Here is a 13,765-nt window from a genome sequence, read left to right as displayed (position 1 = left end):
ATGCATCAGGGGGCCCAGGCCGTCACTGCCCCTTGGACAGCTCCACCAGCATGCGCGTGAGCAGATAGATACGCGGCGCCACGCTGTCCAGTTCGACGTACTCCTCCGGGGTATGCAGCTTGCCGCCGACGATGCCGAAGCCGTCCAGGGTGGGCACGCCGGCACCGGCGGCGATGCTGGCATCCGCGGCGCCACCGCTGCCTTCGACGGTCAGCTTGCGGCCCAGCTCGCCATAGATGCCCTGGGCCATGGCCAGCAGCCGATCGCTCGCCGCCGTCTGCGGCATCGGCGGCAGGCCACGCTCCAGCCGCGTGGTCACCTCGGTATCGGGGATCTGCTTGTTGGCAGCGATGCGCGCCAGGTCCTTTTCCACCCGATCGAATTCTTCGGGCAGCGCCGCGCGGACGTCGGCCTTGGCCACGGCGTGATCGGGAATCACGTTGATGCGCTCGCCCGCCTCGATCACGGTGAAGTTGACCGAGGTCTTCTTTTCCGCATCGCCCAGGTTGCCCAGTTGCAGCACCTGGTGCGCCACCTCGGTGGCGGCGTTGCGCCCCAGCTCCGGCGAGACGCCGGCGTGGGACGACTTGCCCTTGACCTCCACCACGGCGGTGGCGCTGCCCTTGCGCCACACCACCAGGCCATCGGCCGGTCGACCGGGCTCCAGATTCAGCGTCACGTCGTGCTGCTTGGCGGTACTGGCGATCAGCTCGGTGGCGGCCTGGGAGCCGGTTTCCTCGCTGGCGTCCAGCAACAGGGTGATCTGCCCGTAGTCCTTGAAGTCGAGCTGCTTGAGGATCTCCAGCGCCGCCAGGGCGACCACGATGCCGCCCTTGTCGTCGGACACGCCCGGACCATAGGCGCGTTTTTCATCGGTGCGATACGGCCGGGCCTTGGCGGTGCCTTCCTTGAACACCGTGTCCATGTGCGCCAGCAGGAGAATCTTCGCCTTGCCGCTGCCCTTGAGCGTGGCCACCAGGTGCTGGCTCTTGTCCGGCGCGGTATTGGGCACCTGTTGCAGCGTGGCGCCGAGTGTCTTCAATTCCGCGCTGACCAGCTTGCCCACCTCGCTCAGGCCGGGCTCGTAGCCGGAACCCGAGTCGATGTTGACCAGTTGCTCCAGCAGCTTGAGCGTCGGCGCCTTGGCCTGCTCCGCAGCGGTCTGGATGCGCGCATCGAGCGCGGCACTGGCGGGCACGGCGATACAGCAGGCGAGAACGGCAGCGAGGGTGGTGCGGAAGAACGGAGCGGACATCGGGCTTTCCTTGTTGGCATTGTTGGATTAGTCAGACAACTGTAGTCGCAACAAGGACATAGGGGAAATTCGCGCCGTTCCAAACCGGCCTGAGCCCGTAGCGGGCTGCCGGCGGTGCTTGTCCTGAGGAAGTATCCAGGGACCAGACACGCCCGTAGCCAGAGCTAGCCCAAGGCCAGTCGCCCACGATCCGGCCGCACTGCTGCAGAGGAGGCTGTCATTCGTCCGCTGACAGCAAGAGAGCTGCCGGGCCGAGCGTCTAGCCAAAGGTCGCGTGACTCATTTTCGGGCATGCGTGCGACCGGCCGCAGGAGGTGTCTAGCGCCGGCCATCGACTGAAAATGCAGCCAGGAAAACCCGCGCAAAGCCCCTACAGCAGAGCATTCATCGAGCTGCTTCGCACAATTTTGGAGCAAAATATTCATCAAAAAAGCCTATTGAATAAAAAATTTCATCACCTTACTCTCGGCTCGACGTCGTAAGGAACAAGCCACTGACCGCACCGAAAAATAGGGAGTGAAGATGAAAGCGAAGATAGCGTTGGGTCTGCTCATGACCGCCGCCGTAGCCCTGCCCGCCTGGTCAGCCGACTGGACGGTGGGTGCCAACGTCGGCAACGTGCCCTGGGAGTTCCAGGACGCCAAGGGTGACTTCGTCGGCTTTGAAGTCGATGTGGTGAAGGAAGTGGCGAAACGGGCCGGCAAGACCGTGGATTTCGTCAACATTCCCTTCAACGGGCTGTTCAGCGCGGTGCAGTCGAAACGCGTGGACATCGCGATTTCGTCCATCACCATCACGCCCAAACGCCTGGAATCGGTCGCCTTCGCTCAACCCTACTTCGACAGCGACCAGTCGCTGACCGCCCTGACCAACTCCAAGGTGAAAAGCCTGGCGGACATGAATGGCAAGGTCGTGGGTGTCGATACCGGCTCCACCGGCGACATGTGGATCGGCCAGCACAGGAACGAATACAAGTTCGCCGACGTTTCGCGCTACGAAGGGCTGTCACCGGCCATGCTGGACCTGGGCTCCGGGCGCATCGATGGTTACCTGAGCGATATCCCCGCCGTCCTCTACTACATCAAGGACAAGCCGCAATTCACCGTCGTCGCCCGCATCCCCACCGGTGAACGCTATTCGCTGATGCATGCCAAGGGCTGGGCCATGAGCGATCAGGTCAACGACATCATCAGCAAGATGAAGGAAGACGGCACCCTGGGCGCCATCCACAAACAGTGGTTCGGTACCGAGGCCGACAAGGAGTCGAGCACCCTGAAGGTCTCCGCCGCGCCCAAGTGAGTCCTGCCGCTGCTGCAGGCCCGGGACGCCGTCCGCGCGCCCCGGGCCGTGACCGAGGTATCCCATGGATCTTCTGCAAACCTTCTTCAACTGGAACGTGCTCGTCGAATCGCTCCCCCTGATGATCCGGGGCCTGGGCGTGACCGTGCTGCTGGGCCTCGTGAGTATCGTCCTGGGGCTGGTCGGCGGGCTGTTGCTGGCGCTGCTGCGGCTGTATTCCTACGCCCCGGTCCGGCTGCTGGCACGCATCTACATCGACATCATGAGGTCCATCCCGCTGCTGGTCCTGCTGGTCCTGATCTATTACGCGCTGCCCTTCGTCGGGATCCGCCTGTCCTCCTTCGCGGCAGCGGCCAGCGCGCTGTCCCTCGTGTCCTGCGCCTACAGCGCCGAGATCTTTCGCTCGGGCATCGAAGCCATTCCCCGCGGTCAGTTCGAGGCGTCGGCCGCCCAGGGCATGAGCTTCTTCAACACCATGCGCGACGTCGTGTTGCCCCAGGCGATCCGCATCGTGCTGCCGCCCATGACCAGCAACTGCATCAACGTCATGAAGGACACCGCCCTCGCCTCGGTGGTGGCGATGCCGGACCTGCTCAAGCAGGCCACCCAGGCCCAGGCCCTGACGGCCAACCCTACCCCGCTGGTGGGCGCCGCCCTGCTCTATCTGCTGCTGCTCCTGCCCATGGTGCAACTGGTCAGCTGGGTCGAAAGACGCAATGCCATGGGAGGCAAGACCGCATGAGCACCCTGATCGACATCGAACACCTCGACAAGTACTACGGCAATTTCCAGGCGCTGAGCGACATCAATCTGCAGGTGGAGGAAGGCGAGGTGGTGGTCATCCTCGGCCCGTCCGGCTCCGGCAAGTCGACGCTGATCCGCTGCATCAACCTGCTGGAAAACTATCAGCAGGGCCATATCCGCGTGGCCGGGGAACGGGTCGAGAACGGACCGCGCCTGGCCGGTATTCGCAGCGAAGTGGGCATGGTCTTCCAGAGCTTCAACCTCTATCCGCACCTGAACGTCCTGGACAACGTCTCGCTGGCGCCGATCCGGGTGCGCGGCCTGAACCGGCGCGAGGTCCACGCCCGCGCGCGGGAGCTGCTGGTCAAGGTCGGCATGGGCGATCACGCCCACAAGTACCCGAGCCAGTTGTCCGGCGGCCAGCAGCAGCGGGTCGCCATCGCCCGCACCATGGCCATGGAGCCGCGCGCCATCCTCTTCGACGAGCCCACCTCGGCGCTGGACCCGGAGATGGTCGGCGAGGTGCTCGACGTCATGCAGAACCTGGCCCGCTCCGGCGTCACCATGGTCGTGGTGACCCATGAAATGGGCTTCGCCCGGCGCGTCGCCGACCGGGTGATCTTCATGGAAAGCGGCCGCATCGTCGAACAGAACACCCCGGAACCCTTCTTTACCGCCCCTCAGGAACCCCGCACCCGGGCCTTCCTGCAGGCCATCCTGCACCACTGATCCTGGCTGGAGAGAGTCGCGTGAATCCCCTCGATATCGCATACGTTCGCAAGCAGTTTCCCGGTCTGGCCGGCGACTACGCCTTCATGGACAACGCCGGTGGTTCCATGGTGTTGCAAGGGGTCGCCGACCGGGTGGCCGACTACCTGCTCAACAGCAGCGTCCAGCTGGGCGCCTCCTACGCGCCCTCGGTCGCGGCCGGCGAACGGGTGATGCAGGCGCGCCGCTCGGTCATGCAGCTGATCAACGCGGCTCATCCCGACGAAGTCATCATGGGCGGCTCGACCACCCACCTGCTGCAGATACTCTGCCGCGCCATCGCCCCCTCGATCGCGCCCGGCGATGAAATCATCGTCACCAACTGCGACCACGAGGCCAACATCGGCCCCTGGGTCCGGCTCTGCGCAGACCGCGGCGCCACCCTGCGTGTCTGGGAGGTCGATCCCGACAGCCTCGAGCTGGAACTGGACGACCTGCAGGCGCTGCTCGGCGACAAGACCCGCTACGTAGCCGTGACCCACGCCTCCAACATCCTCGGCTCGATCAATCCCGTCGCCGAGATCGCCCGCCGCGTGCATGCCGTGGGGGCGCAGCTGTGCGTGGATGCGGTGGCCTATGCGCCACACCGGCTGGTCGATGTACAGGCCAGCGGCGCCGACTTCTATGTCTACAGCTTCTACAAGACCTTCGGACCGCACTTCGCCGTGCTCTGGGGCCGTCGTGACCTGCTGCTGGACTTTCCCAGCCTCAACCACTTCTTCATCGGCCAGGACGTGGTGCCCTACAAACTGCAGCCCGGCAACGTCAACTACGAGCTGTCCTTTGGCTGCATCGGCATCTCCGACTACCTGCTGGACATCGCCAACCAATTGGGCGTCCAGGGTAGCGAGCGCGAGCGGATGCAGGCAGCATTCGACGCCTTCGAGATCCAGGAAGATGCCCTGGCCGAACGACTGCTGGGCTTTCTGCGCCAGCGCCCCGGGGTCCGCATCATCGGCAAGACCAGCGTCCAGGCGCGCGTGCCCACGATCAGCTTCGTGGTGGAAGGCGTGCGCTCGGAAGCCGTGGTGCTCAAGGTCGACGAGCAGCGCATCGGCATCCGCTTCGGCGACTTCTATGCCCGACGCCTGATCGAAGCCCTGGGCCTGGCGCCCCAGGGCGGCGTGGTACGGGTGTCGCTGGCGCACTACAACACGCTCGAAGAAATCGACCGTCTCATCGCCGCGCTCGATCAGGCAATCACCGAATTGCGCTGACCGGCGCCTCTCCTTTCCACCTGCCGAGCGTTTTTCATGGCCTTACCGGAAACCCTTGCGGAGCTGCGCGATTGCATAACCGCCCAGCACGAACACCTGTCGGAGCGCCTGCGCGATGCGGCCCGCTTCCTCATCGACAATCCCCACGAGATCGCCCTCAGCACGGTCGCCGAACTGGGCAAGCGCTCCAACATCGCCCCGGCGGCTTATATCCGGCTGGCGCAGGCGTTGGGTTTCGCCGGTTTCAAGGATCTGCAGCGGCTGTTTCGCGCGCCGCTGCAACAGGCCGCGGCCACCCACAGCGAGCGCATCCGGCACTACGGTGGGGAAAAGCTGCTGGATGACCCCAGCGACGTCGGGGCGATCCTGCGGGAATTCAGCCAGGCCAATATCGTGTCCCTGGAACACCTGGCGGAAGGCGACCAGCAGGCCAATATCGAAGCAGCCATCGCCCATCTGCAGCTGGCGCGCACGACCTTCGTCATCGGTCTGCGGCGGGCCTTTCCGGTGGCCGCCTACCTGAGCTACGCCCTGGCCCGCGTGGGCCGACGCGCCGTGCAGATCAGCGGTGGCGGCGGCACCCTGCCGGAACAGGTCAGCGCCATCGCCCAGGACGACCTGCTGATCGCGGTGAGTTTTCCACCCTACGCGAGGGACACCGTCGAAGCCTGCCGGCAGGCGCGCGAGGCAGGTGTGACGCTGGTGGCCATCACCGACACCGTGTTGAGTCCGATCGGAAAGATGGCGGAGACGGTGATAGAGGTCAACGATGCCGAGCTGCTGGGCTTTCGCTCCCTCACCGCCTCCTTCTGTATCGCCCAGACCCTGGCCATGGGACTCGCCTTCAGCCAGGGCGATACCGATGGCGCCTTCGACCATGAACGGCTGAAGGACATCGACTGCTGAGCCCAAGCGCTCACCGGGTAGTTCACAACAATCACTTCAGGAGTAGATCCCGATGCTGTCACCTGCACGCGATTTGGTCGGTTATGGAAGACAACGTCCGCAAGGCACCTGGCCCAACGGCGCCCGTCTGGCCATCAGCCTGGTGATCAACTACGAGGAAGGCTCCGAGCGCTCGCTCGCCATGGGCGATCCGGACCAGGAGTCGATGACCGAATGGGGCAGCTACGCCATCCCCGCCGGCACCCGCAACCTGGCCATGGAATCCATGTACGAATACGGCTCCCGGGTCGGCATCTGGCGGATCCTCGACATCCTCGACGAGCAATCGGTACGCGCGACCTTCCACGCCTGTGCGGTGGCCTTCGAACAGAATCCCGACGTCGCCCAGGCGGCCGTCGCCGGTGGCCACGAGATCTGCAGCCATGGCTATCGTTGGGAGGAAGTCTTTCGCCTCAGCGAAGAGGAGGAGCGCGAGCATATCCGCCTCGCCGTCGAATCCTTCGAGCGCACCTGTGGCAAGAGGCCGGTCGGCTGGTACTGCCGCTACGGCGCCAGCATCCACACCCGCCGGCTGGTGGCCGAGGAAGGCGGTTTTCTCTACGACTCCGACGCCTACAACGACGACGTCCCCTACTTCGTCGAGGTCGAGGGCAGCCGCCATCTCGTCGTGCCCTATACCGCCGACGTCAACGACTTCCGCTACTGGAATTCGCCCGGCCTGTCTCAGGCCTCGGACTTCTTCGAATACATGAAGGAAAGCTTCGAGGTCCTCTACGAGGATTCCGCGACCGGACCGCGCATGATGTCGATCGGACTGCACCCACGCATGGTGGGTCGTCCGGGTCGGGTCCGGGCGATAAAGAGATTCATCGAATACGCCAGGCAGTTTGAAGGGGTCTGGTTCGCGACCCGCGAGGAGATCGCCCGCGCCTGGCTGGAAAGGGCTGACGGCTAGCCCGGTTCCCGTGAATCCGGAGGCGCTTCGAAGGCCTCCGCTGTCCCGGGATTACCGGGGTGTGGCTTCAAAACCGGGCAATCAGCACCACCCCGGCGATCATCAGGATCGCGCCCAGCAGCCGCCAGCCGTTGACCGCATGCTGTTCCATGGAAAACAGGCCGAAGTGATCGATGGCCAGGCTGGCGATGAGGTTCGCGGTGATGGTGACGCCGTTCACCGGCGCTGCGCCGAGGCGCTGGATGAACAGCAGACCGGCAAAGACCGCCACCGCGCCGGCGATGCCGCCCAGGGGTGCCCACCAGGGCATGTCGCCGATCTGGCTCACCGAAGGCAGCGGCCTGGGCATGCAGATGAACAGCCCGATCGCGACGAAGGTGACCATCACGAAGGACACCGAGTTCGCCAGCCAGGGATTGACCAGCGCCTTGTTCAGCGAGCCGTTCATGGCCGCACCGGCAGCCTGCAAAAATCCGGCCACGACGATAAGGATGTAAGCCCAGTTCGCAGTATTCATCAGGAGTCGTCTCGGAGCGGAGCATGGGAGAGACGCGGGGCCGCTCAAGCGACCCGGCGAGGCCTGAATTAAGACTGGACACATCTTGTAAAAGTGCCGTCTCGCTCACTCGTGAAGGCTCTACACCGGGATATTGGGCGCTTTTTCGACCAGCGGGCCTGACCCGCCGCCTGGATCCATGCCGGTCCCGCCAGCCGATCCGCTCGAACCCCGATGCGGTCCTGCGCCCTCCTCCGCCAGGGCCGATGTCGAGCGTGAGCCCTATTTCACGATGGCCCTGACCGCCGCCAGCACATCTCGGGTGGCCTGCCGGGTCGCCTCCGCATCGGGCCCGACCTTGGGCCCCAGCACCACGCAGCTATCCTGATAGGAAAAGACCTTGCCGGTCTGCTGGTTGATCAACTCGCCCTTGGCGTTCTCGGTAATCCGACACTCACGCACGGTCTGGCTGCCCTTCGCGACCACCACCGGACTCCAGGCATAGGGGCTGTCGAAGCCGTGCTCGGCGTGAGGATAGGTGTGCACCCCGAGATCGGCGCCCTGCTGCTTGAGCGTGGCGAGATAGCCCTCGCAGCGGGAATAGGGATCGTAGTTGTCGGCCAGGCCGTGGTAGACGCGCAGCGGCTTGGCGACGACCCGGTCCTGCTCGCGAAAGCTGATCGAGCAGTCGGGATAGAACGACAGATAGCCGGCGAACTGGAAGTCCTGACTTTTCCAGCGCTTGTCGAAGCGCTCCATGGCGGCATAGAGCGAGGCCTGCCCACCACGGGAAAAGCCCATCAGGATGATCTTGCCTGGATCGATGCGGGGATGCCGCGCGAGCAAGGCACCGGCGCGATAGTCATCCAGCACGAAATTGAGCCGCCCCAGCTGAGCCTGATTGGTGGCGGTGCTAGTGATGCCCCGCCCCGAGAAGCCATCCACGGCAAAGGTGGCGATGCCGGCCTGATTGAACTGCCGCTGCCAATAGGTGATGTTGGCCCCCATCCCGCCCGACCCATGCTGCAGAAGCACCACCGGCACCCGGCCCTCGCCGGGCGGCAGCGATAGTACGCCGCCGAGCAGGACCTCGGTGCCGCCCTGGTCCCCCGTCAGGAATTGCTGATCGCTCAGGGTGAGCGAGGTGAAGGTCAGCACCTCTTGCCGAGCGGGTATGTCGGTAGCGGGCGCGGTGGCGGCGAAAGCCGTGGCACTGGCAAGACCGGCAATGGCCGCGAGCAAGGGGCGCAGGGTTCCAGCGGACAGGTAGCGCATCGGTTGCATCCTTCTTGTGAGGTCTTCCCAGGGTAGCCAATCGGCGGTGCCCTGCTGGAAAGACGGCGAGCAGAACCCGCCGCACTAGCCAGAATTGGCACCCTTGCCGCGCGATCCTGCCTTGAGGTACGAAATTTGTAGCTCTCGCACTACCGGCCCTGTGCTACCCAAAAGGTTTCCTAAATGCACCAAGACGGCTCCCTCGCGTTACCGCCGCGCGTCCGCCATCGGTATACCGGTGACATCGACGAGCATGCGCTCTGCGTCGAGGGCTGGCGCATGCAATACGATCAGTTGTCGGCGGGGCGCTTCCACGGCGAGCTCAGCGACCTCTGGTTGGACGATGTCAGCCTGCTGCGGGACAGATCCAACCAGGCGATGCTCAAGAGTGGCGAGGCCCAGGGGGACACCCTGACCTTCAGCCTGCCCCTGCGGGACGCTGGCGCCCTGCACTGCGCCGGCCATACCCTGCACGAAGCCCAGTTGCTGGTGGCGCGCGGCGACAACCTGCCGGAGCTGCGGACCCCGGCCAATCTCGAACTGCTCTGCATCAACCTGCAGGAAGCCGAGATGGCGCGGCTGCTGGCCAGTCAGCGCAGCGACCTGAGCGTGCGCGATCTTTCCGGCTGCTATCGCCTGCCTGCAGGGGGGCCCCACGGGGAGCTGGCCGCCCTGGCCCATGAGCTCTTCGCCTCCGAGGCGGAAATCCAGTCCTGGCTGGCCCATCCGCGTACCCGCGCGACCCTGCGCGATACCGTGCTGCTGTACCTGCTCGATCTGCTCGACACCTCGGAGTCCCAGGAACTGGCACCGAGCGCGCGCCTGCGGGTAATCCGCCGGGCGCGGGAATACGCCCTGGCGCATCCGGACCAGCCGCCCAGCATCCTCGAACTGTGCAGTCGCGTGGGCGCCAGTCGGCGCAAGCTGCAGTACTGCTTCCAGGAGACGCTGGGCATCAATCCGGTGGCCTATCTGCGAACCCTGCGCCTCAATGCGGCCCACCGCGCCCTGCGCCGGGGCGCAGGCGAATCGGTACAGGACGTCGCCGCCCAGTGGGGCTTCTGCCATCTCAGCCGCTTCGCCCGCGACTATCAGCGGCTGTTCGGGCAGCTGCCCTCCACCACCCTCAAGGCCGCCATGCAGAAGTGCTGAATCTGGCTAACGGCGGGTAACGGCTTTCCCTCAGGCTCGAATGGCCAATAAGAAGAGGGAACTCCATGAACGTTACCCGCCCGCTCCACACCCTTGCCGTCGGCCTCACCGCGCTGGGAATGACCGCCGCCAGCCTCGCCACCGAGAACGGCTCGCCCACCACCGCCTTCGGGGTCTACGACTTCGGTGCCGGCTTCACGCCACCGCCCACGCCGCACGGCACCCTGGGCTTGCGCGCCAACTACTACCGCGCCATCTCCGTCCGTGACAGCCACGGCCGCGACAACGGCAACGACTTTTCCGTCGACGTCCTCTCCCTGGGCCTGGCCTATCTGAAGATGACCGATACCCGGGTGCTCGGCGCCCGCTATGGCTTCGGCGGGGTCCAGCCCTTCTTCAAGATGGACGCGGACCTTAACGTCAAGGCCAACGGCGTGCCGGTGTTTGCCGACAGCGCCGAGCTCTTCCGCCAGGCCGACATCCAGGTCATTCCGCTGATCCTGCAATGGGAGCCCTCGCGCAACCTGGGCGTGAACTTCTGGTTCCAGGTGCAGGCGCCTACCGGGGACTACGACAAGCGGCGGCTGGTGAATCCGGGCACCAATCACTGGACCGTCTCGCCAATGCTCAACCTGAGCTACATCAGCGATTCGGGCTTCGAGGTCTCGTCCAGCCTCCAGGCCGATTTCAACAGCCGCAACAACGCCACCGACTACCGCAGCGGCACGGAATACCGTCACGAATTCGCCGTGGGGCAGCACCTCGGCCCCTGGACCCTGGGCCTCGGCGGCTACTACTACCGCCAGCTGACCGACGACGACGCCCCTGGCCTCACGCGCGGCAATCGAGCCCGGGTGCTGGCGCTGGGACCCGCGCTGAGCTTCTTCCAGCCCGGCCTGCCGCCGGTCTGGGTGCACTTCTACAAGGAAGTCGACGCCCGCAACCGCGCCGAGGGCTACGCCTTCGCCGTGCGGCTCTCCCACAGCTTCTGAGGATCTGCGCATGACACTCAACGCCTCCTCCCGGCAAACCCCAGGTCGACCGCAGGGCGCCGTACTCCTGCTCGGTAGCAGCCTGACCATCATGGGCTCGGTGATGGTCGCGCCGATCATTCCCAAGCTGGGCGCCGAATTCGGTCCCGTCGAACCCCGTGCCGATCTGCTCATCCCCCTGGCGATGACCGGCCCGGCGCTAGCCATCGCCCTCTTCGCCCCCCTGGCCGGCTGGCTGGCCGACCGCCTGGGGCGCAAGCGCCTGCTGATCCTGGCGACGCTGTGCTATGCCGTGCTCGGCATGCTGCCGGCGCTGCTGCAGTCGCTGCCGGCCATCACCCTCACTCGGCTGATCTTCGGGCTGGCCGAGGCGGCGGTTATGACCTGTTGCGTGACGCTGATCGCCGATTACTGGCAGGGCAGCCGGCGCCTGGCCTATGTCAACGGCCAGGTCGTCGCCATCAGCCTGGTGGGCTCGCTGTTCTATGTGGTGGGTGGCGCCCTGGGCGAGCATTCCTGGCGCACGCCCTTCTATCTCTATCTGCTGCCCCTGCTGCTGGTGCCCTTCATGCTGCGACTGCTATGGGAACCGGTCCGTTCCGCCGTGCAAGCTGGCATCGAAGAAGGCCCGCAGCACAGCGCGCCGCTACCGCTGCTCGTCAACTACCTGCTGGTCTTCGCCGGCATGGTGCTCAGCGTGGTGGTGCCCATCCAGAGTCCGCTGCTGCTGGTGCAGCTGGGCGTGACGTCCAGCACCCTGATCGGCGCCTCGGCGGGTCTTGGCCTGCTGGCGACCCTGGGCGGTCCCTTGCTATGGCCGCTGTTGCGGCGCGGGTGGGGCCTGGCCGGCTGCAACGCCGTGCTGCTGGCCTGCATGGGCAGCGGCCTCTGGCTGCTGGTCCATGCCCGCAGCTACGAGGCCGTGCTGGTGGCGGTGAGCATCCACGGCCTGGGCGTCGGCATGCTGGTGCCCAACACCATGGCGCCGGTGATGGGTGCCCTCAGCGCCCGGGCCCGGGGTCGCGGCATGGGGGGCTACACCGGCTGCCTGTATCTCGGCCAATTCGCCAGCCCCCTGGTGGTGGCGGTGCTCCTGCCCTTCGCCGGCGATCTGCACCTGGCCATCCGCGCCCTGGCCCTTGCCGCGCTGGTCGCGGCCCTTGGCTGGGCCGCGATCGGCCTCCTGCGCCGCAAGACCGCCCTGCCGACCCCATCGCGCTCTTCCTGAATTCTGATCGAGGATCTTCCATGCACAGCCTGCAATCCCTGCTGGACACCCACGACGGCCACGGCCTGGCGATGCTGCTGCGGCAGCGCGAAATCACGGCGGGCGAGCTGCTCGAAGCGGTCATCGAGCGCCTGGACACCGTGGAGCCCAGCCTCAATGCCGTCAGCGAGCGACTCTATGACCAGGCCCGCGCCGCGGCCAGGGCGCCGCTCGACGTCAATGCGCCCTTCGCCGGGGTCCCGACCCTGGTCAAGGACCTCTTTACCCCGTTGGCCGGGGCCCGCATGACCAATGGCTCCCTAGCCCTCGGCGACGCGCGCCCGGATTTCGACTGCGAACTGGTCACCCGGCTGCGCCAGGCCGGCTGCCTGTTCGTCGGCACTACCACCTCGCCGGAATTCGGCACCTCCTACAGCACCGAATCGCGCCGTTTCGGCGCCACCGCCAATCCCTGGAACCCGGCCCACAGCGCCGGCGGTTCGAGCGGCGGCGCTGCGGCTCTGGTCGCTGCCCGGGTGGTGCCCTTCGCCCACGGCAACGACGGCGGTGGTTCGCTGCGGGTACCGGCCTCCTGCTGCGGGATCTTCGGCCTCAAGCCCAGTCGCGGCCGGATGCCCTCCGGCCCCATCGTAGGCGAAGGCTGGGCCGGCATGGGCACGCCCCATGCCATGAGCCTGTCGGTGCGCGACAACGCCCTGCTGCTGGACGCCACCGCCGGCGCCGATCTGGGCGCGCCCTACGCGGCACCGAGCCAGGAGGTGCCCTTCGCCAGCCTGCTGGAGCGCGATCCGCGCCCGCTGCGCATCGCCCTGGTCGAGCACCTGGCGCCCTGGCCCAGCGGGCCCGACGCCCTGGCCGCGGTGCGCCACACGGCGCGGCTGTGCGAAAGCCTTGGCCACCACGTCGAACCGGCAACCCTGCCGGTGGACCTGCCGTGCTTTCTCGACCAGGTCTTCGACATCATCGGCCCGAGCACCCGCCACTACCTGCAGGTGCTGGGCGCGATGCGCGGTACCCCGGTCAGCGAAGAGGAACTGGACGCCCGCACCCGGGTGATCCTGCGCGAGCGGGGCGATATCCCCGCCCACCGCTACGCCGCCGCAGTCGAAGGCCTGCACGCCCTGGGCCGGACCCTCGCGCGCTTTCTCACCGACCATGACGTCATCCTCAGCCCGACCCTGACCCGTGAACCGCCGCGCCTGGGCGAACTCGACGGCGGGCACGCGGAGCGCCCCCTGGCCGAGGCCATCGCGACCTTCCACAGCTATTCGCCCTTCACCGCCCTGTTCAACGCCAGTGGTCAGCCGGCCATGTCGGTGCCGCTGTGGTGGACGCCCAGCGGCCTGCCGCTGGGCAGCCACTTCGCTGCGCGCTTCGGCGCGGAAGGCACCCTGCTGGCCCTGGCCGCCCAGCTGGAACGCGCGCAACCCTGGGCGGGACGGCGGCCGCCGTTGCTGGGTAACCACTGAAGCCCTGGC

At 66.2% G+C, this 13,765-nt stretch carries 13 protein-coding genes; 10 read left to right on the top strand and 3 right to left on the bottom strand.

The genetic code is table 11. The annotated features are described in order from the left end of the window. Positions 1–22 precede the first annotated feature (22 nt). Complete coding sequence (locus OXS31_RS06030; protein ID WP_108581032.1) at positions 23–1,255, bottom strand: glutamate carboxypeptidase; 1,233 nt, start codon at positions 1,253–1,255, stop codon at positions 23–25. A gap of 522 nt (positions 1,256–1,777) precedes the next feature. On the opposite strand from OXS31_RS06030, the gene OXS31_RS06025 reads away from it, so the two are divergent. From OXS31_RS06025 to OXS31_RS06000, 6 genes are all read left to right on the top strand, one after another. Continuing rightward, positions 1,778–2,554 carry a transporter substrate-binding domain-containing protein gene (locus OXS31_RS06025; protein ID WP_027599753.1) on the top strand — a complete coding sequence of 259 codons (777 nt, stop codon included), beginning with the start codon at positions 1,778–1,780 and terminating at the stop codon, positions 2,552–2,554. A gap of 64 nt (positions 2,555–2,618) precedes the next feature. Next, positions 2,619–3,296 (top strand): amino acid ABC transporter permease, encoded by a 678-nt coding sequence (locus tag OXS31_RS06020; RefSeq protein ID WP_027599754.1) that lies wholly within the window; start codon positions 2,619–2,621, stop codon positions 3,294–3,296. After that, positions 3,293–4,027, top strand: coding sequence for an amino acid ABC transporter ATP-binding protein (locus OXS31_RS06015; protein WP_027599755.1), 735 nt, complete (start codon positions 3,293–3,295; stop codon positions 4,025–4,027). Before OXS31_RS06020 ends, OXS31_RS06015 begins: the two co-directional genes overlap by 4 nt. A 20-nt stretch (positions 4,028–4,047) precedes the next feature. After that, positions 4,048–5,283 carry a cysteine desulfurase-like protein gene (locus OXS31_RS06010; protein ID WP_267398319.1) on the top strand — a complete coding sequence of 412 codons (1,236 nt, stop codon included), beginning with the start codon at positions 4,048–4,050 and terminating at the stop codon, positions 5,281–5,283. Positions 5,284–5,319: 36 nt separating this feature from the next. Next, entirely contained in the window at positions 5,320–6,189 is an 870-nt protein-coding gene (locus OXS31_RS06005; RefSeq protein WP_027599757.1) for a MurR/RpiR family transcriptional regulator, read from the top strand. Positions 6,190–6,241: 52 nt separating this feature from the next. Further along, the gene (locus OXS31_RS06000) at positions 6,242–7,144 is read left to right on the top strand and encodes an allantoinase PuuE (RefSeq protein WP_145247955.1); all 903 of its coding nucleotides are present in this window, start codon (positions 6,242–6,244) and stop codon (positions 7,142–7,144) included. Between the two features lie 67 nt (positions 7,145–7,211). On the opposite strand, the gene OXS31_RS05995 is transcribed toward OXS31_RS06000, so the two are convergent. After that, positions 7,212–7,661, bottom strand: coding sequence for a DMT family transporter (locus OXS31_RS05995; RefSeq protein ID WP_267398318.1), 450 nt, complete (start codon positions 7,659–7,661; stop codon positions 7,212–7,214). 261 nt (positions 7,662–7,922) lie between these two features. After that, positions 7,923–8,915: a dienelactone hydrolase family protein gene (locus tag OXS31_RS05990; RefSeq protein WP_074583032.1), complete on the bottom strand. Its 993-nt coding sequence runs from the start codon at positions 8,913–8,915 to the stop codon at positions 7,923–7,925. Positions 8,916–9,098: 183 nt separating this feature from the next. On the opposite strand from OXS31_RS05990, the gene OXS31_RS05985 reads away from it, so the two are divergent. The 4 genes from OXS31_RS05985 (at position 9,099) to OXS31_RS05970 (ending at position 13,756) form a co-directional block, all read left to right on the top strand. Continuing rightward, positions 9,099–10,067, top strand: a complete 969-nt coding sequence (locus tag OXS31_RS05985; RefSeq protein ID WP_044342821.1) for a helix-turn-helix domain-containing protein — start codon at positions 9,099–9,101, stop codon at positions 10,065–10,067. Positions 10,068–10,132: 65 nt separating this feature from the next. After that, positions 10,133–11,059 (top strand): transporter, encoded by a 927-nt coding sequence (locus OXS31_RS05980; protein ID WP_044342820.1) that lies wholly within the window; start codon positions 10,133–10,135, stop codon positions 11,057–11,059. A 10-nt stretch (positions 11,060–11,069) separates the two neighbouring features. Further along, complete coding sequence (locus OXS31_RS05975; RefSeq protein WP_044342819.1) at positions 11,070–12,287, top strand: MFS transporter; 1,218 nt, start codon at positions 11,070–11,072, stop codon at positions 12,285–12,287. A 20-nt stretch (positions 12,288–12,307) separates the two neighbouring features. Continuing rightward, positions 12,308–13,756, top strand: coding sequence for an amidase family protein (locus tag OXS31_RS05970; RefSeq protein WP_074583035.1), 1,449 nt, complete (start codon positions 12,308–12,310; stop codon positions 13,754–13,756). The last annotated feature ends 9 nt before the right edge of the window (positions 13,757–13,765 follow it).

Source organism: Pseudomonas sp. GM_Psu_1, from assembly GCF_026544185.1.
Lineage (GTDB): Bacteria > Pseudomonadota > Gammaproteobacteria > Pseudomonadales > Pseudomonadaceae > Chryseomonas > Chryseomonas oryzihabitans.
Note: the sequence above shows the minus strand (reverse complement) of the source record. Positions and strands in the feature narration are given on the sequence as shown.

Bases quoted from the DNA above. Each gene is read 5' to 3' on its own strand.
- OXS31_RS05985 (WP_044342821.1), top strand. From the start codon at position 9,099: ATGCACCAAGACGGCTCCCTCGCGTTACCGCCGCGCGTCCGCCATCGG.
- OXS31_RS06030 (WP_108581032.1), bottom strand. From the start codon at position 1,255: ATGTCCGCTCCGTTCTTCCGCACCACCCTCGCTGCCGTTCTCGCCTGC.
- OXS31_RS05995 (WP_267398318.1), bottom strand. From the start codon at position 7,661: ATGAATACTGCGAACTGGGCTTACATCCTTATCGTCGTGGCCGGATTT.
- OXS31_RS06000 (WP_145247955.1), top strand. From the start codon at position 6,242: ATGCTGTCACCTGCACGCGATTTGGTCGGTTATGGAAGACAACGTCCG.
- OXS31_RS06025 (WP_027599753.1), top strand. From the start codon at position 1,778: ATGAAAGCGAAGATAGCGTTGGGTCTGCTCATGACCGCCGCCGTAGCC.
- OXS31_RS06005 (WP_027599757.1), top strand. From the start codon at position 5,320: ATGGCCTTACCGGAAACCCTTGCGGAGCTGCGCGATTGCATAACCGCC.
- OXS31_RS05990 (WP_074583032.1), bottom strand. From the start codon at position 8,915: ATGCGCTACCTGTCCGCTGGAACCCTGCGCCCCTTGCTCGCGGCCATT.
- OXS31_RS05970 (WP_074583035.1), top strand. From the start codon at position 12,308: ATGCACAGCCTGCAATCCCTGCTGGACACCCACGACGGCCACGGCCTG.
- OXS31_RS05975 (WP_044342819.1), top strand. From the start codon at position 11,070: ATGACACTCAACGCCTCCTCCCGGCAAACCCCAGGTCGACCGCAGGGC.
- OXS31_RS06015 (WP_027599755.1), top strand. From the start codon at position 3,293: ATGAGCACCCTGATCGACATCGAACACCTCGACAAGTACTACGGCAAT.
- OXS31_RS05980 (WP_044342820.1), top strand. From the start codon at position 10,133: ATGAACGTTACCCGCCCGCTCCACACCCTTGCCGTCGGCCTCACCGCG.
- OXS31_RS06020 (WP_027599754.1), top strand. From the start codon at position 2,619: ATGGATCTTCTGCAAACCTTCTTCAACTGGAACGTGCTCGTCGAATCG.